This is a genomic window from Burkholderia sp. AU6039 (genome assembly GCF_002223365.1).
Taxonomy (GTDB): Bacteria; Pseudomonadota; Gammaproteobacteria; order Burkholderiales; family Burkholderiaceae; genus Burkholderia.
The window spans coordinates 2686491-2711973 of sequence record NZ_NKFK01000005.1; the positions used below are offsets into that span (position 1 = coordinate 2686491).

A 25483-nucleotide genomic window follows, 5' to 3' on the forward strand; every position below is an offset into this window, starting at 1 on the left:
CGAGCCGGCGGCCTTCACGCATGCTCGCGTGCGGCTTCCGTTTTCCACGCAACCATCTTATGAAGGTTCGCGTGAAGATCGCGGCAAAGGATCGCGTCACGGTATAAAAAGCGCGTAAACGTCCGTTTCGCCGCGGCGCGGCGGGGGTGTCTCAAGGGCCGTACACGAGCGGGAGCGCCACACTCCGCTCATCCGACGCTTACGCGGCAAAGCAGGAAAACGAACCGGGGCGCGGCGTTCAGCCGAACGTGTAGCGCCCGTGCTGACGCGGACGCCACGGCGACGAGCGGCAACTCGCAGCACCGGCCGCGCGTCGTGCCGCCCAGCCTGCGCCGCGGCGCACGTGCTGGCCGCGCCGGGCCACGGCGACCACGCGCGACGGCAACGCATACGCAAGACGCCGCACGGCCGCCACGCGCGCGGCCATGCGCGACGCCGGCGACACGCGGCGCGCGAGGTGCGCGACGGGCCGCTTGCAAAGGATCGCGCTGTCGTAGCGCTTGCCGTCGAAGCGCATCACGTCGACGACGTCGAATCCCTGCGCGCCGTAAAACGCGAGCAGGTGCGAAGCGGGATGCGGCGTATCGAGTGCGAGCAGCGTATAGCCGCGCAGCGCGGCCCACTGTTCGGCGAACGACAGCAGCAACGCGCCGATCCCGCGGCTCTGGCAATCGGGGTCCACCGCCACCTGCCGCACGCTCGCGACGCCTTCGCGCCGGTACAGCGAGCACGCCGACGACGGATCGGTCGCATACAGCGTGGCCGTGCCGATCACGCGCCCGCCGCACACGGCGACGTAGCACTCGCCCGCTTCCGCGCGGCGGCGCGTGACGTCCTCGCTCTGGTCGACACACGTGCAGTTGAGTCCCATCGCGCCGAGCCGCGCGAACGCGCGATGCAGCATCGGCGTGAGTTGTGCATAACTGTCGAAGGCCGGATCGAAACGCCGCACGATCACCCGATCGGCGCGCACGGAAGGCGGCACGGCGGGGGTGTGTTCGGCGATCGCGTTCCAGGGTATCGACATTGCCTTGCTCCGTGGTTGGGATGCCCGAAGTCTATGAGCGCGCCAGCCGCCCTCGCAAGAAAAAATGTCGTAAAAGTTTGGGGAAATGCGCGCGGGAGAGACCCGTGCAACGGTGCGAGCCGCGGCGCTGCGCGGGTCGTTGCGAACGGATGAAAGTGCGCCGATCGTTGTTTGCGCAAGCAACGCATCTCGTGGCCGGATCACGCGTCGGCATGTGTCGTTGACACATGCGGCGGCGCCATCCAGACTCGCTGGATCCTCCCCGCTCCGAGCGCGCTCATGATCACCTGCTACCTTCGCTACGTCATCGATCCGTACAAGCTCGACCAGTTCGAAACCTACGGCAGGATGTGGATTCCGCTCGTCGAAAAGTTCGGCGGCACGCATCACGGCTACTTCCTGCCGTCCGAAGGGGCGAACAACATCGCGCTCGCGATGTTCTCGTTCCCGAGCCTCGCCGAATACGAGCGTTACCGCGAACGCTCGATGGACGATCCGGCCTGCCAGGCCGCATTCCGCTACGCGGAGGAAACACGCTGCATCGTCAGCTACGAGCGCAGCTTCTTCCGGCCGGTGTTCGAGTAATAGGTAACGGGCAACGGGCAACCGCCCGCCACATCGCGCCCCTTTTCCTGACCGGGACGAAAAAAAGCCCCGCCTGCATCCGCGCGGCGGGGCCAACCCATGTCAGTAGAGACATCATGGAGGAGACGGGCCCATCTTATCGACCGCGGCCCGCCGTCCCAACCAAGCATTTCTGCTATCGATCTGGGCGCCCGCGCACACGATTGCCCCTGCCGCGCGGCATATCGATAGAACGAAAAGTCGTTTTCAGAGTGGCGGCGGGGTCGTTACCATCTGGTTTTAAGCCTGTGCTTAGCCGGGCAAGCCATCCCCCAGGAGCGCCCCTTGACTGCATTCGATCAACACCGCCGCCCGTTCGTCGTCGGCATTGGCGGTACCACCCGGGCAGCGTCGTCGACCGAACGCGCGCTGTCGTTCGCGTTGCGCGGCGCGCAAGCGGCCGGCGCGCGTACGCGGCTGTTCGACGGCCCGTTCCTGCATACGCTGCCGCACTACGCGCCCGAACACAAAACGCTGACCGACGCGCAGCGCGAACTGATCGACGCCGTGCGCCAGGCCGACGCGATCATCATCGCGACGCCCGGCTATCACGGCGGCGTATCCGGCCTCGTGAAGAACGCACTCGACACGCTCGAGGAACTGCGCGCGGACGATCGCCCGTATCTCGACGGCCGTGCGGTCGGCCTGATCGTCACGGCCTACGGCTGGCAGGCGGCCGGCACCGTGCTGACGTCGCTGCGTTCGATCGTGCACGCGCTGCGCGGCTGGCCGACGCCGTTCGGCGCGACCGTGAACACGCTCGAAACGCGCTTCGACAGCGCCGACAGCTGCTCGGATCCGAAGGTCGTCGCACAGCTCGAGACGGTCGGCACGCAGGCGGCCGAGTTCGCGCTCGCGTTCGCCTCGCATCGCGCGGCCTCGCATGCGGCATCGGTCGATGCGCTCGCACCCGTGCTGAAGATCGCCAACCAGTAATTCCCCCGCCTTCCACCGCCCGCGCCCGGACGATTCCATTCGCCGGCGCGGGCGGTGCACATTCGGACGCGCGGCCACGCGCCGTGTGCGTCGGCGCCTCTCCCTGCTGCCCCTTTCCCCGCGCCGATAAGAATTCGGCCCGCCGCGTGATTTGCATTGGCCGAAAGATTGGTTCACGCCGCGGGCGGGTTTTCGTACGCTGAACCTCCGAACTTTCTCCGCGCACGCCATGAACCGTACGATCCGCTACAAGGGCTACGAAGTCGCCCCCGCTGCTGCCCGGTTGCCGAACGGGCTGTTCGCCGCCAACCTGACGATCGAGAAGGCGAGCGGCGGCCCGTCGCCGCGCGCCGTTTCGTTCGACGCGATCGATTTCTTCTTCGAGGAAGAACACGCGCTGGCCTACGCGTCCCGCTGGGGCCGCCTCTGGGTCGACACGAACGCGTGACGCACGCCTGGCCGGCGTGCGCATGGCCGCTCGAAAATACGCGTTTACGGAAGCTATGCAAGAATCTTTCGACCCGTAATCGCATAACAACAGCCATGAGTGACACGCTGCAGGAACAGCATGCAGCCGCAGATCACGCAATGCGCAACTGGACCTTCGAGAGGCAAGGTCCGGTCCGGATCGGTTCCGATGCGCACATGCAGATGTTCTGCCGCATGCTGCTCGACACACACAATCCGTACAAGCCGGCCGTGATCGACTGGCCGGCGCTCACGCCCGCCGAGCTCAAACGGCTCACGTCGCTGCCGATCTGGGACATCGCGGTGCAGACCGAAGGCCGCGCATCGATTCGCGTGGCCACCTATGCGGCGACGATCGGCAATCCGCTATTGCGCCGCGCGCTCGAGATGGACGGCGGCGAGGAAGCGCGGCACAAGGTCGTGCTGTCGAAGCTCGTCGAGGCATACGGCATCCGGCTCGCCCCCGAGCCCGCCTACCCTGCACCGAAAGATCCCGAGTGGTGGTGGATCGTCACGGGCTTCAGCGAATGCATCGACAGCTTCTTCGCGTTCGGCCTGTTCCGTTCCGCGCAGCGCTCCGGCTATTTCCCGCCCGAACTCGTTGAAACCTTCGAGCCGGTGATCCAGGAAGAAGGCCGCCACATCCTGTTCTTCGTGAACTGGTACGCGTGGTACTGGCGCTCGCTCCCGTGGTGGCGCCGGCCGTGGTTCTTCGCGCGGGTCGCGGCCGTGTGGGTGCATTTGATCCGGGAGCGCATCGGCATCGCGCGCGGCATCGATTCCGACGGCGTCGCACGTGACGCGAACTTCCCGGCAACCGGCACCGCCGATATCGGCGACGCACTCAATCCGCGCGAGCTGATCGAACTGTGTCTCGCCGAGAACGACCGGCGGATGGCCGGCTACGACAAGCGCCTGCTGCGCCCGATGTTCGTGCCGCGCATGGCGCGGTTTGCGCTGCGGTTTCTCAAGAAGTAAGGGCGCCGCGCCGGGCAGCAGCCCGGTTGCCCCGGTTGTCCGGTCGGGCAACCGGGCAACTCGAGCCCGCCCCATCGCACGCGGTGCGGAACCTCGCTGACCTTCATCGACCTGCCTGATGTGGCGCGGCTGACACACTCACTCGCGCCCTTTTTTCTTCGGCGCTTCGGCACGCGCGGACAAATTGTCACACCCGGGATTTGACGTTTCGGGGACGTCGCCACCGATGCCGGACAGCCCCTTTTAACAACCTGTCGCCGCCAGGCGCACCATCGACGTCGGTCACGCCTGCCAGACGGATTCGCCCCGTCGCCGAATCTCATCCGATTGTCACCATCGTCGAAATAGTCAATAGGACAAATTCGAAAGATGAATGGTGACGGTTCGGTCCACCGCCCTGTAGCACTTTTTTACAAATTGGACGGGCCAACCGGCCCGAAACGCCCGTCTCGCGGGCCATCGCAGTGGACCCGATGCGTAAATCAGCACAGCCAGATGTTCGATATTACAAATTAATTTGATTTAAAGATAATCGATAAAATCAATATAAAAACGAAACACAAATCTTGAATTAACAAATTAACAAGATGGAAATCATATTATCCCCCGGCACATCCACATACATTACATGTCTGAAAGAATTCTCCGCTCCGCAAACGTTTGCTATTTCATCCATCTTACAATTGAGCGTCTCCGTTGTGTAAGACAACGCACAAAACTACCATAAGCACATGATTTTTATACGAAAAACCAAGGCACCCCTGGAAGTTTCAAACCCTGCACCAAACATTCTTACAACTTTCAAATACATTCCGCACAGATACATCAAAACGCGACTTATTAACCATCCTTTAACTTTCAAAACCCACTATTTATCACTTTTTATCAATCTGAAAAATCCCCCTCCAATAAACTCCGCCCATCAATTTTGAGATTCGCGCGAGCGCACGGAGTATTCCTCTAACAAAAGAGACCGGTGTGTGGCGTGCATATTTGGAGGTAGCAGGACATGAACCGCACATACCGCTCGATCTGGAACGAATCCCTCGGCGCGTGGGTCGCCGCATCGGAACACGACTCGGCACGGGGCAAGCCGAACAAGTCGGCCGTCGTCAAGGCCGTCGCGGCCGCTGTGCTCGTCGCGGGGGCGGCCGCCGGCAACGTCGCGCACGCGCAGTACTCGGCCGGCGGCGGCACCGTATCAGGCGGCGCCACCCAGGGGATCGCGATCGGTGGCAACAGCGGCAGCACGACGACGGCCAGCGGCGCGACGTCGATTGCAATCGGCGCGAACGCAACGGCATCGGGCAACTACTCCCAGGCATTCGGTCAGGCCACGACGGCTACCGGCTTGAGCGCGATCGGCATCGGCTCCGGCGCGAAGGCGCTGAACACGGGCGCGACCGCCGTCGGCAACGACTCCACGGCGTCGGGCTCCAGCGCGATCGCGATCGGCGGCGGCAACAGCTCGGGCACGGGCGGCGCGGTGGCGTCCGGCACCAACTCGATCGCGCTCGGCCGGTTCTCGAATGCGTCCGCCAGCGGCGCGAACGCACTCGGCTCCAACGCGACTGCCACCGGCGTCGACTCCATCGCTTTCGGCACCAATGCCACGGCGAACAATACGTCCGTCGCACTCGGCCGCGGGGCATCGGCCACGGGCACGAACGGCTCGGTTGCGATCGGCAATTCGGCCACGTCGACAGGCCTGGGCGCAATCGCGATGGGCAACGTCGGCAGCTTCGCGGCCACCACGGTGGCGACCGGCTCGGACGCGGTTGCACTCGGTAACGGCTCGACGGCCAGCGGCAGCTCCGGCGCCGTGGCTGTCGGCTCGGCAGCCGTGGCGTCGAACTCTTACGCAACGGCCTTCGGCTCGAACTCGACCGCTTCGGGGGCGGGTTCCGTTGCATTCGCGCAAAACGCCAATGCAACGACCACCAACGCCATCGCCATCGGCGTCGGCTCGACCGCAAACGTCGCAAACTCGGTTGCGCTCGGCAGCAGCTCGGTAACGAACAGCACCGCGTCGACGACGACGGGCGGCAACACCGCCGTCAACAGCACCACGATCGGTGGCCAGACGTTCGGCAACTACCAAGCCGGGACGCCGACGGGCGGCATTGTCAGCGTCGGTCAGGTTAACGCGGAACGCCGAATCCAGAACGTCGCCGCGGGCCTCGTCAGCGCGACCAGCACCGATGCGATCAACGGCAGCCAGCTCTACGCAGTGGCGAGCACGACGACGTCGAACATCACGAGCCTGTCGACGTCGGCATCGACCGGTTTGTCGTCGGCCAACAGCTCGATCTCGTCGTTGTCCACGTCGACTTCGACCGGGATCAACTCGCTGTCCACCGGCATCAGCTCGGTCAACAGCTCGGTCACTTCGCTGTCGGCCTCCACGTCGACGGGCCTGTCGTCGGCCAATAGCTCGATCACCTCGCTGTCCACGTCGACTTCGACCGGCATCAACTCGCTGTCCACCGGCATCAGCTCGGCAAATAGCTCGGTCACTTCGCTGTCGACCTCCACGTCGACCGGCCTGTCGTCGGCCAACAGCTCGATTACGTCACTGTCCACGTCGACTTCGACCGGCATCAACTCGCTGTCCACCGGCATCAGCTCGGCAAATAGCTCGGTCACTTCGCTGTCGACTTCCACGTCGACCGGTCTGTCGTCGGCCAACAGCTCGATCGGTTCGCTGTCCACGGGCCTCAGCTCGACGAAAAGCTCGGTGACGTCGCTGTCGAGCTCGACCTCGACGGGCCTCTCGTCGGCCAACAGCTCGATCGGTTCGCTGTCCACGGGCCTCAGTTCCACGAATAGCTCGGTGACGTCGCTGTCGAGCTCGACCTCGACGGGCCTCTCGTCGGCCAACAGCTCGATCGGTTCGCTGTCCACGGGCCTCAGCTCGACGAATAGCTCGGTGACGTCGCTGTCGACTTCGACCTCGACGGGCCTCTCATCGGCCAACAGCTCCATCGGTTCGCTGTCCACGGGCCTCAGCTCCACGAATAGCTCGGTGACGTCGCTGTCGACTTCGACCTCGACGGGCCTCTCGTCGGCTAACAGCTCGATCGGTTCGCTCTCGACCGGCCTCTCGTCGACCAATAGCTCGGTCACCTCGCTCTCGACCTCGACCTCGACGGGTCTCTCGTCGGCCAACAGCTCCATCGGTTCGCTGTCCACGGGCCTGAGCTCGACGAATAGTTCGGTGACCTCGCTGTCGACTTCCACGTCGACGGGTCTGTCATCGGCCAATAGCTCGATCACCTCGCTGTCCACGTCCACATCGACCGGTATCAACTCGCTGTCCACGTCCACGTCGACCGGTCTGTCGTCGGCCACCAGCTCGATTACCTCGCTGTCCACCTCGACCTCGACTGCGATCGAAGCCGCGAAGACGCACTACTACAGCGTCAACGACGGTGGTGTGCAGCAAGCCAACTACAACAACAACGGCGCAACGGGCATCAACTCGCTCGCCGCCGGTGTAGCCGCCACGGCCGCGGGCGCCAGCAGTGTCGCCGTCGGCAATGCTGCCAACGCAGCCGGCGCAAGCGGCGTCGCCGTCGGCAATGCTGCGAGCGCGAGCGCAAGCAACGCGGTCGCGATCGGCCCGAATGCCGTCGCGAGCAACGTCGGCAGCGTCGCGCTGGGCAGCGGCTCCGCTACGGCCCCAGCCAACCCGACGCCTACCGGTACCGTCGGCGGCGTAACCAGCACGTTCGCGGGCGGCAATCCGACGAGCGTGGTCAGTGTTGGCAGCTCGACCAACCAGCGCCAGGTCACGAACGTTGCGGCCGGCGCGATCTCCTCGGCCAGTACCGACGCAATCAACGGCTCGCAGCTCTTTGCAACCAATGTGGCCGTGGATTCGCTGTCGACGACGGTGTCGTCGTCCAGCAGCGCAATCTCGTCGCTGTCGACTGGCCTGAGTTCGACCAACAGTTCGGTCTCGTCGCTGTCGACTTCCACGTCGACGGGGCTGTCGTCAGCCAACAGCTCGATTACGTCGCTGTCCACCTCGACCTCGACCGGCCTGTCCTCGGCTAACAGCTCGATCGGTTCGCTGTCCACCGGCCTCAGCTCGACGAATAGCTCGGTGACTTCGTTGTCGACCTCGACTTCGACCGGCTTGTCTTCGGCTAACAGCTCGATCACCTCGCTGTCCACGTCAACCTCGACCGGCTTGTCGTCGGCCAACAGCTCGATCACCTCGCTGTCCACGTCAACCTCGACCGGCTTGTCGTCGGCCAACAGCTCGATCACCTCGCTGTCCACCTCGACCTCGACGGGCTTGTCGTCGGCCAACAGCTCGATCACCTCGCTGTCCACCTCGACCTCGACGGGCTTGTCGTCGGCCAACAGCTCGATCGGTTCACTGTCCACCGGCCTCAGCTCGACGAATAGTTCGGTAACTTCGCTGTCGACCTCGACTTCGACCGGTCTGTCGTCGGCCAATAGCTCGATCACGTCGCTGTCCACCTCGACCTCGACCGGCCTCTCGTCGACCAATAGCTCAGTCACCTCGCTGTCCACCTCGACCTCGACCGGCTTGTCGTCGGCCAACAGCTCGATCACCTCGCTGTCGACTTCCACGTCGACCGGCTTGTCGTCGGCCAACAGCTCGATCACCTCGCTGTCGACTTCCACGTCGACCGGCTTGTCGTCGGCTAACAGCTCGATCACCTCGCTGTCGACTTCCACGTCGACCGGCCTCTCGTCGACCAATAGCTCGGTCACCTCGCTGTCGACCTCGACGTCGACCGGTCTGTCCTCGGCTAACAGCTCGATCACGTCGCTCTCGACCTCGACCTCGACCGGCCTGTCCTCGGCTAACAGCTCGATCACGTCGCTCTCGACCTCGACCTCGACGGGCCTGTCGTCGGCCAATAGCTCGATCGGCTCGCTCTCGACCGGCCTCTCGTCGACCAATAGCTCGGTCACCTCGCTCTCGACTTCGACGTCGACCGGCTTGTCCTCGGCAAACAGCTCGATCACTTCGCTCTCGACTTCCACGTCGACCGGCCTCTCGTCGGCTAACAGCTCGATCACTTCGCTCTCGACGTCGACCTCCACCGGCCTGTCTTCGGCGAATAGCTCCATCACGTCGTTGTCGACCTCGACGTCGACGGGCCTCTCGTCGGCTAACAGCTCGATCACTTCGCTCTCGACGTCGACCTCCACCGGCCTGTCTTCGGCGAATAGCTCCATCACGTCGCTGTCGACTTCGACGTCGACGGGCCTCTCGTCGGCTAACAGCTCGATCACGTCGCTGTCGACCTCCACGTCGACCGGCCTCTCGTCAGCTAACAGCTCGATCACTTCGCTCTCGACGTCGACCTCGACGGGTCTGTCATCGGCCAACAGCTCGATCGGTTCGCTCTCGACCGGCCTCTCGTCGACCAATAGCTCGGTCACCTCGCTGTCGACTTCGACCTCGACCGGCTTGTCCTCGGCTAATAGCTCGATCACATCGCTCTCGACGTCGACCTCGACGGGTCTGTCATCGGCCAATAGCTCGATCACGTCGTTGTCGACCTCGACGTCGACGGGCCTCTCGTCGGCCAACAGCTCGATCGGTTCGCTCTCGACCGGCCTCTCGTCGACCAATAGCTCAGTCACCTCGCTGTCGACTTCGACCTCGACCGGCCTGTCCTCGGCCAATAGCTCGATCACGTCGTTGTCGACCTCGACGTCGACGGGTCTCTCGTCGGCCAACAGCTCGATCGGTTCGTTGTCCACGGGCCTCAGCTCGACGGATAGTTCGGTGACCTCGCTGTCGACCTCGACCTCGACGGGCTTGTCCTCGGCCAACAGCTCGATCGGTTCGCTCTCGACCGGTCTCTCGTCGACCAATAGCTCGGTCACCTCGCTGTCGACCTCGACCTCGACCGGTCTGTCCTCGGCTAACAGCTCGATCACGTCCCTGTCCACGTCGACCTCGACGGGCCTGTCGTCGGCTAACAGTTCGATCACGTCGCTGTCGACTTCGACGTCGACCGGTCTCTCGTCGGCCAACAGCTCGATCGGTTCGCTCTCGACCGGTCTCTCGTCGACCAATAGCTCGGTCACCTCGCTGTCGACTTCGACGTCGACCGGCTTGTCCTCGGCGAACAGCTCGATCACGTCGTTGTCCACCTCGACCTCGACCGGCCTCTCGTCGGCTAGCAGTTCGATCACGTCGCTGTCGACCTCCACCTCGACCGGCCTCTCGTCGGCTAACAGCTCGATCGGTTCGCTGTCCACGGGCCTCAGCTCGACGGATAGTTCGGTAACCTCGCTGTCGACCTCGACCTCGACCGGCCTGTCGTCGGCTAACAGCTCGATCGGTTCGCTGTCCACGGGCCTCAGCTCGACGGATAGTTCGGTGACCTCGCTGTCGACCTCGACCTCGACCGGCCTCTCGTCGGCTAACAGCTCGATCGGTTCGCTGTCCACGGGCCTCAGCTCGACGGATAGTTCGGTGACCTCGCTGTCGACCTCGACCTCGACCGGTCTGTCGTCGGCTAACAGCTCGATCGGTTCGCTGTCCACGGGCCTCAGCTCGACGAATAGTTCGGTGACGTCGCTGTCGACTTCCACGTCGACCGGCCTCTCGTCGGCCAACAGCTCGATCGGTTCGCTGTCCACGGGCCTCAGCTCGACGAATAGCTCGGTGACGTCGCTGTCGACTTCGACCTCGACCGGCTTGTCGTCGGCTAACAGCTCGATCACCTCGTTGTCGACCTCGACCTCGACCGGCTTGTCGTCGGCCAACAGCTCGATCACCTCGCTGTCGACCTCGACCTCGACGGGCCTGTCCTCGGCCAACAGCTCGATCACCTCGCTGTCGACCTCGACCTCGACGGGCCTGTCGTCGGCAAATAGCTCGATCACGTCGTTGTCGACTTCGACCTCGACCGGCTTGTCGTCTGCGAACAGCTCGATCGGCTCGCTGTCGACCTCGACTTCGACCGGCTTGTCGTCGGCAAACAGCTCGATCACGTCGCTGTCGACTTCCACGTCGACCGGCCTCTCGTCGGCTAACAGCTCGATCGGTTCGCTGTCCACGGGTCTCAGCTCGACCAATAGTTCGGTGACCTCGCTGTCGACTTCGACCTCGACCGGTCTGTCCTCGGCCAACAGCTCGATCACGTCGCTGTCGACCTCGACCTCGACCGGTCTCTCGTCGGCCAACAGCTCGATCGGTTCGCTCTCGACCGGCCTCTCGTCGACCAATAGCTCGGTCACCTCGCTGTCGACTTCGACGTCGACCGGCCTGTCCTCGGCGAATAGCTCCATCACCTCGCTGTCCACGTCGACCTCGACCGGCCTGTCCTCGGCGAACAGCTCCATCACCTCGCTGTCGACCTCGACCTCGACGGGTCTGTCCTCGGCCAACAGCTCGATCGGTTCGCTGTCCACGGGTCTCAGCTCGACGAATAGTTCGGTAATCTCGCTGTCGACTTCGACGTCGACGGGCCTGTCGTCCGCGACCAGCTCGATCACCTCGCTGTCGACCTCGACCTCGACCGCGATCAACGCCGCGAAGACGCACTACTACAGCGTCAACGACAACGGCGTGCAGCAAGCCAACTACGACAACACGGGCGCAACGGGCACCAACGCCCTGGCAGCCGGCGTGAACGCCAGCGCGGCAGGCGCCAGCAGCGTCGCGGTCGGCGACGGTTCGAACGCGCAGTCGGCAGGCGCGGTCGCCATCGGCCAGAACGCATCGGCAACGGGCGGCAAGGCCGTGTCGATCGGCTCCGGCAACACGGCAACCGGCGACGGCGCGGTCGCGATCGGCGACCCGAGCATCGCAACGGGTACCGGCGCGGTGGCGATGGGTGCGAACGACACGGCGACCGGCAACGGCGCAGTGGCGCTCGGCAACGCGAACACGGCCAACGGCGCGAGCGCGCTCGCCCTCGGCAGCTCGAACCAGGCCACCGCGGACAACACGATCGCGCTCGGCAACCAGGCCACGGCAAGCGCCACCGGCGCGCAAGCGTACGGCTCGGCTGCGAAGGCAACCGCCGCCGACGCACTCGCCTTCGGCACGAACGCACAGGCCAACGTCGCCAACTCGATCGCACTCGGCGCGAACTCGGTCACGAGCGCCGCGAATCCGACGTCGAGCGCCACGATCGGCGGCGTCACGTACCCCTTCGCAGGCGGCTCGCCGGTCGGCGTGGTGAGCGTCGGCGCACCGGGCCAGGAACGCCAGATCACGAACGTCGCCGCGGGCCGGATCTCGGCCAGCAGCACGGACGCGATCAACGGCAGCCAGCTCAACGCGACGAACAACGCGATCAACACGCTGTCGACGTCGACCGCGTCGAACGTCGCGTCGCTGTCGACGGGCATCAACTCGTTGTCCACCGGCCTGAGCGCGACGAACAGCAACGTGGCGTCGCTGTCCACGTCGACCTCGACCGCGATCAACTCGCTGTCGACGGGCCTGAGCACGACGAACAGCAACGTCAACTCGCTGTCGACGTCGACCTCGACCGGCATCGGCTCGCTGTCCACCGGCCTGAGCACGACGAACAGCAACGTGGCCTCGCTGTCGACCGGCGTGACCAACATCAACAACACGTTGAACTCGCTGTCGACGACGATCAACAACAACACGATTCGTTCCAACAACAACAACGGCGTCGCCGCCGACCTGAACGGCAAGGGCAACGACCTTCCGGTCGTCACCGCGGGTTCGAACTCGGTGGCGATCGGTGCGGGCTCCAACGACGGCGGCCGCTCGAACGTGGTGTCGGTCGGCAACGACCAGCAGCAGCGCCAGATCACGAACGTCGCGCCGGGTACGCAAGGCACCGACGCGGTGAACGTGAACCAGCTGACGCAGGTGCAGACGACGCTGTCGACGGCACTGTCGGGCCAGCAGGCGCAGATCAACTCGCTGGGTTCGCAACTGCAGCAGACCGACCAGATGGCGAAGCAGGGTATCGCGGCCGTCGGCGCGATGGCATCGATCCCGCAGCTCGATCGCGATGCCAACTTCGGGATGGGCGTGGGTACGTCGACCTTCCTCGGCCAGAAGGCGATGGCGGTCAACATGCAGGCTCGCATCACGGAGAACCTGAAGGCGTCGATCAACGGCGGCTTCAGCGGCGGTCAGAAGGTGATCGGCGCCGGCATGCTGTACCAGTGGAAGTAACGCGTCGCGCCGCCAGGCCGCCCGGCTCGCCAGCCGGACGGCCCGCGGCGGCCCCGACGGCCGGACGAGCCCGCCGCGCCACCCGTGGCGGGCTTCAGTCAACCCAAGCATTGAGGATGTAACCGTGAACAAACTCGCTCTTGCGCTCGCACTTTCCGCAACGGCCCTCGCCGCGTGCTCGACCGCATCCGGCCCGACCTTCAGCGCTTCCGAACTGCAGCCGCGCGACGGCGTGCGGACCTTCCAGGTGGACTGCCACGGCCTGCTGTCGGGCCCGCAGACCTGCATGAAGGCCGCCCGCAAGATTTGCGGCGAAGAGCCGGTGCGCGCCGTCGACTCGGCCCGCGCGCTGCGCGACAAATCCGATCCCGCGACGCTCGTGTTCCAGTGCGGCGCGGCGCCGGCCGAAGCGGCGTCGGCCGCCGCGCCGGCGGCTGCCGTCGTCGAACAGGTGAACCTGTCGGGCGACGCGCTGTTCGCGACCGACCACGCGACGCTCGCCCCGACCGCGCGCGAATCGCTCGACCGGTTGCTGAGCGAGCGCGCCGACCACACGTACTCGCAGGTGAGCGTCACCGGCTTTACGGATTCGGTGGGCAGCGACGACTACAACCTCGCGCTGTCGAAGCGTCGCGCCGAATCCGTCGCGGCGTACCTGAAGGCGCACGGCCTGAAGACCGACTCGCTGACGGTCACGGGTCGCGGCAAGGCCGATCCGGTCGCGTCCAACGCGACGCCGGAAGGCCGCGCCAGCAACCGCCGCGTCGAAATCCGCCTGCAGCACTGAGCGGGCCGCCGCCGCGCGCGGCGCCCCGATCCGGCCGGCCGCCAGCGCCGCGCCGGGCTCGCACCCGACCGCCGCCGGACCGCCCGGGCGCCGCTTCGCCGGCGCCCGTTTCCGTTGGCCGGCGGCTATGTCAAAGTTCGTCACGTCCCGCCAAAACCGGTGGTTTCCGTGCCACAATCGCCGCAGACAGTCGCCGGGGCAGCCTGCCCGACTCGCACGCCGTGCCAGGCGTACCCGACGACACGCCGGAAACCGGCTGCCGCCCTCGCGAACCCGGTCGCCCGATTCGCCCGCCGCGGCGCACCGGCGCACATGCAACCATGACGATCCACGGCGCGCCGCTTCCAGGCCAGACGCTCGACGCGATGCCCGGACGCACGACGCCGCAGAGGAAACCAACCGGTGACGGACATCAATGAAGCCGCCTCGGGCGGCACCCGCAAGCAACGGCCGGCGGTCGGCATCTCGCTGTTTGCGCGCGACGGCCAGGCGATCTGGGAAAACGGCATACACCAGAACATCGCGTTCCTCGCGATGATGCTCAAGCGCTCGGATCGTGTCGGCCCCGTCTACTTCCTGAACGGCGGCGACGCCAACGCGCTGCCGGCCGGCCTCGAACTCGACGGCCTCGACATCCCGCTCGTGAAGCCCGCCGACGTCACGCACGAACTCGACGTCGTGATCGAAATGGGCGCGCAGCTGCCGGTGGAATGGCTCAGGCACATGAAGGCGCTCGGCAAGAAAATCGCCGCGTTCTTCTGCGGGCACGTGTATGCCGGCCTGTGCGAAACCCCGATCTTCGGCAAACCGTCGGGGCACATCTTCAACGGTGCGCCGTTCGACGAAGTGTGGCTGCTGCCGCAATACGACAAGACCGCCGCGCCAATGCTGCAGACCATCCTGCGCGCGCCGGTCCACCTGATGCCGCACATCTGGTCGCCGTACTTCCTCGATCGCCGCATCGCCGCGCTCGCCGCGGAAGGCGCGACGTTCGGCTATCGGCCAGGCCGCCGCCCGTGGCACCTGGCGATGCTCGAACCGAACATCTCGGTCGCCAAGTCCTGCCACTACCCGATGCTCGCGTGCGACGAGTTCTACCGCGCGCGCCCGGACGCGGTACAGCACATGTTCGTCGTGAATTCGTTGCACATGAAGGAGCATCCGACCTTCGTGCACTTCGCGAACAGCCTCGACCTCGTGCGCCAGCACAAGGCGACCTTCGAGCCGCGCCTCGACCTGCCGGGCTTCATGGCGCGCCATGCGGACGCGGTCGTGTCGCACCACTGGGAAAACGGGCAGAACTACCTGTATTACGACGTGCTGTACGGCGGCTACCCGCTGATCCACAACTCGACGCTGATCGGCGACGCCGGCTACTACTACCCCGACTTCGATTCCGCCGCGGGCGGCCGAGCACTGCTCGAGGCCTGGCTGCATCACGACGAACGCCTCGACGACTACCGCGCGAAGGCCGGCCGGCTGCTGCAGTCGGTCTCGATCGACAACCCCGCGAACCTCGACGCGTTCGTCTCGCGTCTGGTCGCCTGAACCGGAGCATACGCATGTCGGACTCCAATGCCCGTCAAGCGCCCGGCGAGGGCAAGCGTCTCGTCGTCGGCGTGTCGCTGTTCGTGCGCGGCGCCGGCCAGTCGCTGTGGGAAAACGGCATCTTCCAGAACTGCCTGCTGCTGATCCTGCTGCTGCGCCAGTCGCCGCTCGTCGCGGAAGCCGTGATGGTGAACGGCGGCGAACAGGTCGCCGATCCGCAGATGATGCTCGGTGAATGGGACGTGCCGCTGCTGTCGATGGACGAAGCGCTGCAGCGCTGCGACGTCCTGATCGAAATGAGCGCGCAGTTCGGCGCGGACTACCTGCGCGCGTTCCGCGAGCGCGGCGGCAAGGTCGTCACGATGCGGGTCGGCAACGACTACGTGATCGACATCGAACGCGCGATGTTCAACAAGCCGTCGGGTTTCCTGTTCTCGGGCGCGCCGTACGACGCCGTGTGGACGATCCCCGAGTTCGAGCGCTCGTGCCTGCACTATTACCAGACGGGCCTGCGCGCGCCCGTCACGATCGTCCCGCACATCTGGCACCCGATGCTGTTCGACAAGGCGCGCGCGACGCTCGGCGCCGGGCTGTCGTTCGGCTATGCGCCCGGCAAGCCGCGCTGGCGCGTGACGATGTTCGAGCCGAACATCTGCATGGTGAAGACGAGCGTCATCCCGATGCTGGTGGCCGAGGAAGCGTATCGGGCCAAGCCTGATTTCCTCGAGTTCGTGCGCGTGTGCAACACGCTGCACCTGAAGGAACACGCGACGTTCGTCCACTTCGCGAAGAGCCTCGACATCGTGAACCACGGGATCACGACGTTCGAAAGCCGCTATGCGGTGTACGAGTTCATGGCCGCGTACGGCGATGCGGTGGTGTCGCACACGTGGGAAAACGCGCAGAACTACCTGTACTACGAGCTGCTGTACGGCGACTACCCGCTGATCCACAACTCGCCGTTCCTCGGCAAGGCCGGGTATTTCTATCCGGACTTCGACTGCCAGGCCGGCGGCCGCGCACTGCTGAAGGCGTTCACCGAGCACGACGCGAACCTCGAGGCGTACCGCGAGCAGTCGCGGCACGTGCTCAGTTCCGTCAGCATCTACAACCCCGAGAACGTCGCCGCCTACACGGACGCGATCGCCACCCTCTATCGCGACGCGTGACGCGCCGCCCTTTCCGGACTCCGACATGAACGCACGCCCGTCCCTCACCCGCGCCAAATGGCTGATCGGCTGCGCCGTCGCTTCGCTCGCGCTCGGCGCGCACGCGCAATCCGCCGGCGAATCGGCCGACGCGCTGCTCCACGACTCGGATGCGGTGTTCAAGCAGCTCGATGCCGGCCAGTACGGCGCGGTATGGGCCGACGCGGCCCCGTTCGTGAAGGCGCGCATCAAGCAGGACCAGTTCGCGGCCGACATGCAGCATGCACGCCAGTCGGTCGGCACGGTCAGCCGTCGCGGCTGGGCGCAGGTCACGCGCATCCGCTACACGAACGCGGCGACGACGCCCGACGGGCTTTACGCGAACGTCGACTACACGACCACGCTGACGAGCGGCGCGACGGTCTACGAGAAGCTGAGCTTCCGCCTCGAAGATGACGGCCGCTGGCACCTGACGGGCTACGTGCCGCGCCAGTCGCAGAATTTCGCGCAATAACCCGCGCGCCGCGCACCCACGGAGCCGATCCGATGAAACTCAATGTCGCGATAACGATGAACGTGCAGCGCGACGCGACGCAGTCGATCTGGTACAACGGCGCGAACCAGCACTGCGTGTTCCTGTACATGCTGCTGAAGCAGTCGCCGCTGATCGGCGAGGTCTGGCTCGCGCACGACGACGGCATCACCGACTATCCGCAAGCGCTGATGATGGACGCGTTCGGCGACGCGCTGCGGCCGCTGTCGGCCGTCGTCCACCAGACCGACCTGCTGATCGAGATGAATGCGTTCATCGACCAGACCCACACGGATGCCGTACGCCGGCGCGGCGGCAAGTGCGTGTCGTACCGCTTCGGCAACGACTACGTGATCGCGGTCGAGACGATCAACTTCGAGAAGAATCAGTGGCGGCCGAACCCGAACCGCGTGCAGTTCGACGAGATCTGGACCAACCCGCAGCACATGCACACGTGCGCGGCGTATTTCCGGGCCGTCTATCGCGCGCCGGTGATCGAGCTGCCGCACATCTGGTCGCCGTATTTCATCGAGCGCAGCCTCGACGCCGATCCTGAACTGAAGGCGCGCTTCGGCTATCGCAACCACGGCACCGCGAAGCGCATCGCGTTCTTCGAACCGAACCTGAACGTCGTGAAGAGCTCGATCGTGCCGATGCTCGCCGCGAACGCGTGCTACGTCGAGCATCCGGCGCTCGTCGAGCACGTGTTCATGACCAACACGTTCGACAAGAAGGAAAACGTCGCCTTCAAGCATCTCGCGCTCGGGCTCGAGATGGTGCGCGACGGCAAGGCGACCGCCGACGTGCGCGCGCCGTTCGTCGCCTGGGCCGCGCATCACACCGACATCGTCGTGTCCCATCACTGGGAAAACGGCCTCAACTACCTGCTGTACGACGCGCTGTACGGCAACTACCCGCTCGTGCACAACTCGCCGTTCCTGCGCGACGTCGGCTACTACTACCCCGACTTCGAGATCTTCGATGCGGCGCGTGCGATCGCGACCGCCGCGCAGACGCACGACGCTCGGCTCGACGACTACGCGGCCGCGGCCCGCCGCTGCCTGCATCAGGTCGACACGCTCGCCGAGCACAACGTCCACGCATATTCCGCGCAGATCCGGCAGCTGTTCGACGGCCGCGCACTCGGCTGACCTCCTTCGCACACGCCCCGCCCATGAATCAGACCGTCCGCAATTTCGTCGTGATCGATTCGATCCACGGCCCGTTCGTCATCAACCGGCACTGCGCGTTTCAGGCCGAAGCGCTGATCAAGACCGGCCGGCCGCACATCCAGGGCGAGCTCGACACGATCCTGCACGTGATCGACCAGTTGCCGGACGATGCGATCGCGGTGGACGGCGGCGCAAATGCGGGGCTCGTGTGCGTGCCGATCGCGCACCGGCTGCGTGCGCGCGGCGGCCGCGTGTATGCGTTCGAGCCGCAGCGCACGCTGTTCCATGCGCTCGGCGGCACGGTCGCGCTCAACCAGCTCGACAACGTCCATCTGCTGAACATGGGGCTCGCCAGCGCCAACGGGACGATGAAGGTGCCCGACGTCGACTACGGACAGGAGGCCGACTTCGGCCAGGTCTCGCTCGTCGGCGGGCAGGCTGACGGCGGCACGCCGACCCCGGTCGTGCGGCTCGACTCGCTGGGGCTGCCTCGGCTGGATTTCCTGAAGCTCGACATCGAAGGGATGGAGATCGACGCGCTGCGCGGCGCGCGCCGGCTGATCGAGACGCATCTGCCGTGGTGCTGGATCGAATACTGGAAAGTCGGCGAGGCGCCGATCATCGCCACGTTCGCCGGCCTCGACTACACGTTCTACCGGATCGACGGCCTGAACATGCTGTGTGTGCCGAACCCGCGCTGGGACCGGCAGAAGCTGATCATCTCGGGCGAACCGCTTGCCGTCACGGCGGAGGCGGACAACGATACGGCGCTCCCGGCAGCGACAGCCGCAGCCGCCGACGCCGATGCGCCCGAAACGAACTGGAATCTCGCACTCGACCACGAGTCGCGCGGCGAATGGGGCCATGCCATCGACCGCTGGCAGCGTGCGCGCGGCCGCGGGCTCGACGACGATGCGATCGCGCTGCAGCTCGCGTCGTGCTACGGCTTCGCCGGCGCGCCCGAAGCCGGGCTCGCGGCGCTCGAACGCTTCGGCGATCCTGCCGCCCTGCCCGACGCAACGCGCGGGCGCATCGAACTCGCGCGTTCGGCGCTGCTGCTGCGCGCCGGCCGGCGCGACGAGGCCGCCCTCGCCACCATCGCCAGCGAAAACGTGCTGACGGCCGCCCAGTTCGGGCTGGCGACGGAGCGGCTCTACCAGGGCCAGCCGCTGCACGGCAAACGGCTGCTCGTGCTCAGCTACGGCGGCGTCGGCGACCAGCTCCAGTACGCGCGCTACCTGCCTGCGCTCGGCGCACTCGGCTGCACGAGCGTGACCGTCGTCGTGCCGGACGCGCTGACGGGCCTGCTGCGTCACACGTTCCCGCACATCGAATTCATCGGCACACAGGGCGCATGGGTCGACACGTCGCCACTCGCGCACGACTACTGGTGTTCGTGCCTGATGCTCGCCGCGCAGTTCGGCTATGCGCCGGCGCCCGCAGGCTCGGCGGCCGCCTACCTGTCGTGCCCGCCCGAGCGCGCCGCCACGTGGCGCGAGCGCGTGTCGCGCGACGGCCATCCCGCCGGCACGCGCCGCATCGGGCTCAACTGGCGCGGACGCGACGAAAGCGACGTGCGCTTCCATCGCGCGGCCAGCCTGCGCGACTTCGCGCCGCTGACGCGGATGCACGGCCACGCCGCGTACTGCATCAACCGCGACCTGTCCGCGCAGTCCGAGCAATCGGACCTGCCGGTGACGTTCCCGCATCACGCGATCGGCGACTTCAGCGACCTGGCGGGGCTGATGCTGGCGCTGGATGCCGTGGTGACCACCTGCACCGCGCACATCCACCTCGCCGGCGCGCTCGGCGTGCCGGCCGTGCTGCTGCTCAGCCCGAAAGCCGACGCGCGCTGGGAAACCGGCTCGCGCACCGCGCTCTATCCCGGCATCCGGATCGTGCGCGCCGCGCGCGTCGGGCAATGGGACGACGCGGTCGACCGCGCGATGGCGTTCGTGCTCGGCGGATTCGGGAAGGATTGATCGACAGGATGTTGATCGGGGCCGCGGCGCGCGGACGATGTCGACGCGGGCCGCGCGTCTCGCGCTGTGGCCCGTGACTGGCGTGAACAGACGCTAGACCAGCACCCGATCGCCGCTCTGCGCGGCGAACGTACGGCCATGCCGCCGCCCCATCCGCGCGAGCACCGCGAAGCAATGCGCCACCGGCCGGCTGGCGCCGCCGGATGGCTTGACGAGGCTGTCGGACACGCCACGCGCGATGGCCGAATCGTCGCCGCACGCGCCCGCGATGACGGCCGCGTAATAGTGCCGCGCCGCCAGCTCGCGGCCGCCGGCGTCGAGCTGCGTCATCCGCTGAATGCGGCGTGCAATGGCTTTCAGGCCGTCGAGATACGGTGCGACGTCGATCGGCACCTCGGTCGATTCGGCGCCCAGTTGCCACAGCATGTCGGCCAGCTCGGTGATCGCGACGAGGTCGCGCGCACCGGCCGCCTGCGTGCCCGTTCCGCCTCCGGCCTTCGTCCCTGCCATGCTCAGCCCCTTTGCGATTCGTCCCGGCCACGCGCCGATCACGCCCGACATCGGCGTGCATCGTGCACGCCACCTCGCCTGTTCCCGCGCCGTCACGCGGCGGCCGGCGACCGCCACGAAAAACGGATGCCCTGCGCCCACGCGACGCCGGCATCCAGGATGATCTGCCGGTCGACCTCGCTCTCCACGCCTTCGACGACGACGTGTCGTGCCCCTTCATGCGCGAACGCGATCAGCCGGCGGAGCTGGTAACGCCCGATCGCGTTGCGCTTGATCATCGACAGGATCGACCGGTCGAGCTTCACGATGTCGGGATTGCCGACCACCAGGTTGTTCAATGCGCTGAAGCCGACCCCGAAATCGTCGATCGCGATGCGGCACCCGGCCTGCCGGAAGCGGTTCACGAACGATCGCCCCGCGACGGGGTTCAGCGGCCCCGTCTCCGTGATCTCGACCACCAGCCGCGCCGCGACCGACGGCTCGCGCTCGAGCCGCCTGAAGAGGGCCAGCCACGCGTCGTCGACCACCGCGCTCGCCGCCGCCACGTTGCAGCCGTAAACGGCAGCCGGATCGGCACGCAACGCATCGATCGTCCGGCCGACCACGAGCCGGTCGAACCACCGCATCAGCCCGAGCGCCTCGAGGCGCGGCAGGAACGCGACCGGCGGCAGCGTATCGCGCTCGCCCCACCGCAATCGCGCCAGGCATTCCTGGTACAGCACACCACCCGACAGGTCCGCCCGGCACACGGGCTCTTGCGCGAACCCGAGCCGGCTTTCCACGAAACTGCGTACCGACGCAAGGTCGGGATGATCGTCGGGGGCGCCGAACACGAGATCGATTTCGTCACGATTCGCTTCCCGATTCGCCTCCAGGCGAGCTTCGACCGCATTCATCCGGCGCTCCGGCAAATGGCGAGCCGCCGATCGCGGCTCGACCTCAACAAACATGCGGAGCAAGCCGACCCATGACGCGCTCCGCCGCCTACCCGGCCCATCCTGTTATGTCGATCTTTTCCGGGAGCGTACTGTTCGCTTCGGCGCGCCGTCAAATTCGATATTTTTCAACGATATTCAGTTACTGGAAATACACCATGCGCGCACGATACCGAATGTGCGACAGGTCACACTAACGCAAATTACGGAACCCCGATTCGGATACTGTTTATTTCCCCCGCCTAAACAACCCGGCCCGATTCAATTCCCCTGTCATTTACGGATCTCGAAATCAGGAAACCCTGAATTGATCAGATAAATACCGCCCCGTGAAGCATCGTGTCATCGCCCACTGTCGAGCCTCTAGCAAAAGCCGGCACCTACGTCGAAAATCGGCTACCGCACGTCATTCGATCATCACAGCATTCAATTTTATTGTTTCAAACGAATTATTAAATTTTCAAACATGAATCAAACAGCCTTTAATCGATAATATCAATTTAATTCATATGATGATTATCGATTGAACCATTTTTAACAATCTTAAATACTTGTTAACCTCTAAAATGATTTCCGACGGACTTCCCTCGGAGCCGTCAAATTCGTGCCTTCAAAACCGTCGAACCGATCGGGTTCGGCGGTTTCTTTTTTAACGGCATTATTTCGTCAGACATTAGGGCGGGACAATCCCGATGGCGGGATTGGGCGCGACGGTGTGCGTCGCGCGAAACATCGGGCCTTATGCGGCCGAGGCGCCGATCAGGTTCGCCAGCAGCGCATCATATTCGGCGACGAGTGCCGGATTGGCCGACGTATAGCGGCCGAGGATCTCGCGCTGGCGCCGCGTGTACGCTTCCCAGTCGTCATCGTGCGTATGCAGCGCGCGCAGCAGCGCATCGGCGCCCTGCTGCACGTCGTTGTCCGGATAGTAGTAGCCGAGATCGGGCGCGAGGCTCGCGTTGTGCACGAGCGGATAGCCCTGCCAGCACACGTCGAAATAGAAATAGTTGAGCGGGTTCGACCATTGGTGCGACACGACGATATCGGTCAGGTCGGCCAGGAACAGCGGCGTATCGAAGCGCCCGACGAAGCTCGCCTTGCCCGCGCGCACGATGTCCAGGTAGTTCATCAGCATCACGAACTCGGGGCTGTCGTGTGCGAGATGGAGGGCATTCGTCACGTGCGTGAAGCAGATCGCGTCGGGGTCGCGCCGATACGCTTCGTCGATGATCAGCATCGGATACACGCAGAACTTCACCACGTCGTGGTTCGGCTCCATCACCGTCAGCCGCTTGCCGGGCTCGCTGCGCGGCCGGTATTCACCGTGCTCGGGCAGCGGCGCGGCGCGCGCACTCAGGAACATCGGATCCCACACGAACGGCACGACGCGCCCCGGGCAGCGGCGCAGCGACTGCAGGAACGGCAGCGACGAGGGCGCGATCTGCGGAATCGCCCACACCTCGTCGTAGCCGCGGTTGATGAACAGCGAATCCCACAGCCGGCGGCCGAACAGCATCGACTCCATCACGTTGATGTACTCGACGCCGCAGCAGTAGCTGACGAGCTTCGCGCCGCGCGCCTTCAGGTAGGCCGTCTGCTCCCCGTTGACCTGGCCGCCGAGCTCGATCACCACGTCGAGCGAATCCTTCATGTCGTCGAACGTGCGCGTGTCGAATACGTGGCGATCCCACTGCAGCGCATCGGTGAGCGGCACATCGGTGGTGTTGACCAGCGTCACGCGGTAGCCGTGCGGCGACGCCATCAGCAGCTTCGCGAGAAACAGCGCGTTCTGCTTGATGCCGTTGATCCACAGGCTTTCGTCGGGGGCACGCAGTCCGATCGTGATACCGATGCGCAGGCCGTTCAGGACAGGAGACGTCATCGTCGGCAGGATGGAAGGTTGGATGGGGATGGAATGGACGCAGTGTAGCGCGCGATGCGCCGCCCGCGTCAAGCGGCGCTCGCCGGCGGCAAGCGGGCATTCTAGCGGAGCGCCGGCCGCATACTGTCAGGGATGGTCAGCGCACCGCCGGCGCATGCCAATCGGCGAGACGGTTGTGCGATACTCCGGCGACCCGCCGCGCTACCGGGATGCCGGGGGATGATCGGACGGTATCGGCATCCGGCGCGGGCAGACAACGACCTCGCAGCCACGCTGCGGAAAAAATGGCTGACAGAATGGAACGCGACGCCGCGCAAGTCTTCCGGGCAATCCATCATGAACAGGGGCGGCATGCGCCGGTACGCGTGCCCGGCCGCGATGCCGTGCCGACACGTCCCGCGCCCGGCGCCCGCCGTGATCCGCTTCGCGGCCTCCGGAGCGCGCGATGATCGTCCTCAGCCATTTCAGTCACGACGCGCCCGCCAGCCTCGAGAATCACCGGCAGTACGCGCAGGCGCACGGCTATCGCCACGTAATCGTCGACGCCTCCGCGATGCCGCAGGCGCTGCCGCTGCGGCCGCTCCATCGCTACGAATCACTGCTCCATGTGCTGCGCGGCGCGCAGCCCGACGAACTCGTGCTGCTGCTCAGCGAAGATGCGGCAATCATCGAGCCCGTCGCGCTCGATCGCCTGATGCACGGCCGCGACATGCTGCTCGTCGACGCGTTCGCGCCCCCGTTGCCGCAGGTCGACGTGCAGATCTGGCGCAATACGGCGGCCGCGCGGGCGATCGTGATGCAGCTGGTGCAACGCTGCAAGCTCGGCAGCGAACCGCGGCTGACCTCGGAGGCCGCGCTGTTCGCGGCGCTCGACACGCATCACTACATGACCCCGATCGACGGGCTGTATCCGGTCATGCCGAGCAGCCCCGACCTCGATCCGATGTGGAGCCGCGAACCGACGTTCGCGATCAGCATCGACGACACGCCGGACGATCCCGAACGGAAAGGCACGACGCCCCGTTTCCGCGACACGCTCGTCGCGTACGTCAATCGATGCCGGGCCGCCCGCCGGCCGATGTTCTCGTTCGATCATGACGCCGCCAACACGCCGGACGAAGCCGCCGAGCGCAGCACCTACAACCCGGGCCGCCCGATTGCGTTGATGACGCTCTACACGCCGAACATCGGCAGCTATGCGCGCGTCGCCGAACGGAATTTCCGGCGTTACTGCGACACGCACGGCTACACGCTCTACGTGCATCGCGACATTCCGGCCGAGATCGGCCTGAACGCGACCGGCAACTGGTTCAAGCCGTGGCTGCTGCATGCGTACCTGCAGCATCACGAATGGGTCGTGTGGCTCGATGCCGACGTGCTGATCGCGGACCAGCAGAAAGCGCTGGCGCCGCTGCTCGAAGGGCGCGACTGGCTGCTCGCGCACGATCTCGGCCAGTGGGCGTTCAACTCGGGCGTGATGGCGTTCCGGCACACCGAGCGCAACGACGCGATGCTGCGCGACATGATGACGACGATCGCCGCGCTGCACGACCGGTCGAGCGTCTATGCGAGCGACGGCGACCAGCTGCATTTCATTCGCGCGATGGAGCGCGACGGGCAATTGGACGGCGAAGGCGTGGCCGATCTCGTCAGCTTCAACACGCCCTGGCTGTTTCGCCGCGCGGACAGCTACATCGTCCACTACTACGGGATGTGGTCCGCGATGCGTGCGCTGATGATGGCGCACGACGACGGGGTGCTGGGCTGATACCGGTGTTCGAAGCGGCA

The 25483-nt window shown here is 65.6% G+C and carries 16 protein-coding genes; 12 read left to right on the forward strand and 4 right to left on the reverse strand.

The features are described from left to right. Positions 1-238: 238 nt before the first annotated feature. Positions 239-1027: a GNAT family N-acetyltransferase gene (locus tag CFB39_RS29790; protein ID WP_089475521.1), complete on the reverse strand. Its 789-nt coding sequence runs from the start codon at positions 1025-1027 to the stop codon at positions 239-241. Between the two features lie 279 nt (positions 1028-1306). Between CFB39_RS29790 and CFB39_RS29795 the strand changes: the two genes are divergently transcribed. From CFB39_RS29795 to CFB39_RS29870, 11 genes are all read left to right on the forward strand, one after another. Next, on the forward strand, positions 1307-1612 hold the full coding sequence (locus tag CFB39_RS29795; RefSeq protein WP_089426751.1) for an NIPSNAP family protein: 306 nt from the start codon (positions 1307-1309) through the stop codon (positions 1610-1612). A gap of 324 nt (positions 1613-1936) precedes the next feature. Next, positions 1937-2587 carry an NADPH-dependent FMN reductase gene (locus CFB39_RS29800; protein WP_027790596.1) on the forward strand — a complete coding sequence of 217 codons (651 nt, stop codon included), beginning with the start codon at positions 1937-1939 and terminating at the stop codon, positions 2585-2587. Positions 2588-2816: 229 nt separating this feature from the next. Next, positions 2817-3035, forward strand: coding sequence for a hypothetical protein (locus tag CFB39_RS29805; protein ID WP_011354057.1), 219 nt, complete (start codon positions 2817-2819; stop codon positions 3033-3035). A gap of 95 nt (positions 3036-3130) precedes the next feature. Then, on the forward strand, positions 3131-4033 hold the full coding sequence (locus tag CFB39_RS29810) for an aminomethyltransferase (protein ID WP_089475522.1): 903 nt from the start codon (positions 3131-3133) through the stop codon (positions 4031-4033). 1009 nt (positions 4034-5042) lie between these two features. Then, on the forward strand, positions 5043-13199 hold the full coding sequence (locus CFB39_RS39725) for an ESPR-type extended signal peptide-containing protein (protein ID WP_144030339.1): 8157 nt from the start codon (positions 5043-5045) through the stop codon (positions 13197-13199). Between the two features lie 124 nt (positions 13200-13323). Then, positions 13324-13986 (forward strand): OmpA family protein, encoded by a 663-nt coding sequence (locus tag CFB39_RS29845; RefSeq protein ID WP_089475527.1) that lies wholly within the window; start codon positions 13324-13326, stop codon positions 13984-13986. Between the two features lie 402 nt (positions 13987-14388). Further along, positions 14389-15534 carry a DUF2827 domain-containing protein gene (locus CFB39_RS29850; RefSeq protein ID WP_089475528.1) on the forward strand — a complete coding sequence of 382 codons (1146 nt, stop codon included), beginning with the start codon at positions 14389-14391 and terminating at the stop codon, positions 15532-15534. A 14-nt stretch (positions 15535-15548) separates the two neighbouring features. Continuing rightward, complete coding sequence (locus tag CFB39_RS29855; RefSeq protein WP_089475529.1) at positions 15549-16703, forward strand: DUF2827 domain-containing protein; 1155 nt, start codon at positions 15549-15551, stop codon at positions 16701-16703. A 25-nt stretch (positions 16704-16728) separates the two neighbouring features. After that, complete coding sequence (locus tag CFB39_RS29860) at positions 16729-17196, forward strand: DUF4019 domain-containing protein (protein WP_089475530.1); 468 nt, start codon at positions 16729-16731, stop codon at positions 17194-17196. A gap of 32 nt (positions 17197-17228) precedes the next feature. Then, complete coding sequence (locus CFB39_RS29865; RefSeq protein WP_089475531.1) at positions 17229-18365, forward strand: DUF2827 family protein; 1137 nt, start codon at positions 17229-17231, stop codon at positions 18363-18365. Between the two features lie 23 nt (positions 18366-18388). Further along, the gene (locus CFB39_RS29870) at positions 18389-20368 is read left to right on the forward strand and encodes an FkbM family methyltransferase (protein WP_089475532.1); all 1980 of its coding nucleotides are present in this window, start codon (positions 18389-18391) and stop codon (positions 20366-20368) included. Between the two features lie 93 nt (positions 20369-20461). On the opposite strand, the gene CFB39_RS29875 is transcribed toward CFB39_RS29870, so the two are convergent. From CFB39_RS29875 to CFB39_RS29885, 3 genes are all read right to left on the reverse strand, one after another. Then, on the reverse strand, positions 20462-20878 hold the full coding sequence (locus tag CFB39_RS29875) for a hypothetical protein (protein WP_089475707.1): 417 nt from the start codon (positions 20876-20878) through the stop codon (positions 20462-20464). Between the two features lie 92 nt (positions 20879-20970). After that, on the reverse strand, positions 20971-21774 hold the full coding sequence (locus CFB39_RS29880; protein WP_089475533.1) for an EAL domain-containing protein: 804 nt from the start codon (positions 21772-21774) through the stop codon (positions 20971-20973). Positions 21775-22552: 778 nt separating this feature from the next. After that, the gene (locus tag CFB39_RS29885) at positions 22553-23695 is read right to left on the reverse strand and encodes a DUF2827 domain-containing protein (protein ID WP_089475534.1); all 1143 of its coding nucleotides are present in this window, start codon (positions 23693-23695) and stop codon (positions 22553-22555) included. Positions 23696-24140: 445 nt separating this feature from the next. Between CFB39_RS29885 and CFB39_RS29890 the strand changes: the two genes are divergently transcribed. Then, positions 24141-25463, forward strand: coding sequence for a galactosyl transferase GMA12/MNN10 domain protein (locus CFB39_RS29890; protein ID WP_089475535.1), 1323 nt, complete (start codon positions 24141-24143; stop codon positions 25461-25463). Positions 25464-25483: the final 20 nt, after the last annotated feature.

Excerpts from the sequence above, each read along its gene's own strand:
- CFB39_RS29790 (WP_089475521.1), bottom strand. The coding sequence starts at position 1,027 with ATGTCGATACCCTGGAACGCGATCGCCGAACACACCCCCGCCGTGCCG.
- CFB39_RS29795 (WP_089426751.1), top strand. The coding sequence starts at position 1,307 with ATGATCACCTGCTACCTTCGCTACGTCATCGATCCGTACAAGCTCGAC.
- CFB39_RS29805 (WP_011354057.1), top strand. The coding sequence starts at position 2,817 with ATGAACCGTACGATCCGCTACAAGGGCTACGAAGTCGCCCCCGCTGCT.
- CFB39_RS29810 (WP_089475522.1), top strand. The coding sequence starts at position 3,131 with ATGAGTGACACGCTGCAGGAACAGCATGCAGCCGCAGATCACGCAATG.
- CFB39_RS39725 (WP_144030339.1), top strand. The coding sequence starts at position 5,043 with ATGAACCGCACATACCGCTCGATCTGGAACGAATCCCTCGGCGCGTGG.
- CFB39_RS29855 (WP_089475529.1), top strand. The coding sequence starts at position 15,549 with ATGTCGGACTCCAATGCCCGTCAAGCGCCCGGCGAGGGCAAGCGTCTC.
- CFB39_RS29860 (WP_089475530.1), top strand. The coding sequence starts at position 16,729 with ATGAACGCACGCCCGTCCCTCACCCGCGCCAAATGGCTGATCGGCTGC.
- CFB39_RS29865 (WP_089475531.1), top strand. The coding sequence starts at position 17,229 with ATGAAACTCAATGTCGCGATAACGATGAACGTGCAGCGCGACGCGACG.
- CFB39_RS29870 (WP_089475532.1), top strand. The coding sequence starts at position 18,389 with ATGAATCAGACCGTCCGCAATTTCGTCGTGATCGATTCGATCCACGGC.
- CFB39_RS29875 (WP_089475707.1), bottom strand. The coding sequence starts at position 20,878 with ATGGCAGGGACGAAGGCCGGAGGCGGAACGGGCACGCAGGCGGCCGGT.
- CFB39_RS29880 (WP_089475533.1), bottom strand. The coding sequence starts at position 21,774 with ATGAATGCGGTCGAAGCTCGCCTGGAGGCGAATCGGGAAGCGAATCGT.
- CFB39_RS29885 (WP_089475534.1), bottom strand. The coding sequence starts at position 23,695 with ATGACGTCTCCTGTCCTGAACGGCCTGCGCATCGGTATCACGATCGGA.
- CFB39_RS29890 (WP_089475535.1), top strand. The coding sequence starts at position 24,141 with ATGATCGTCCTCAGCCATTTCAGTCACGACGCGCCCGCCAGCCTCGAG.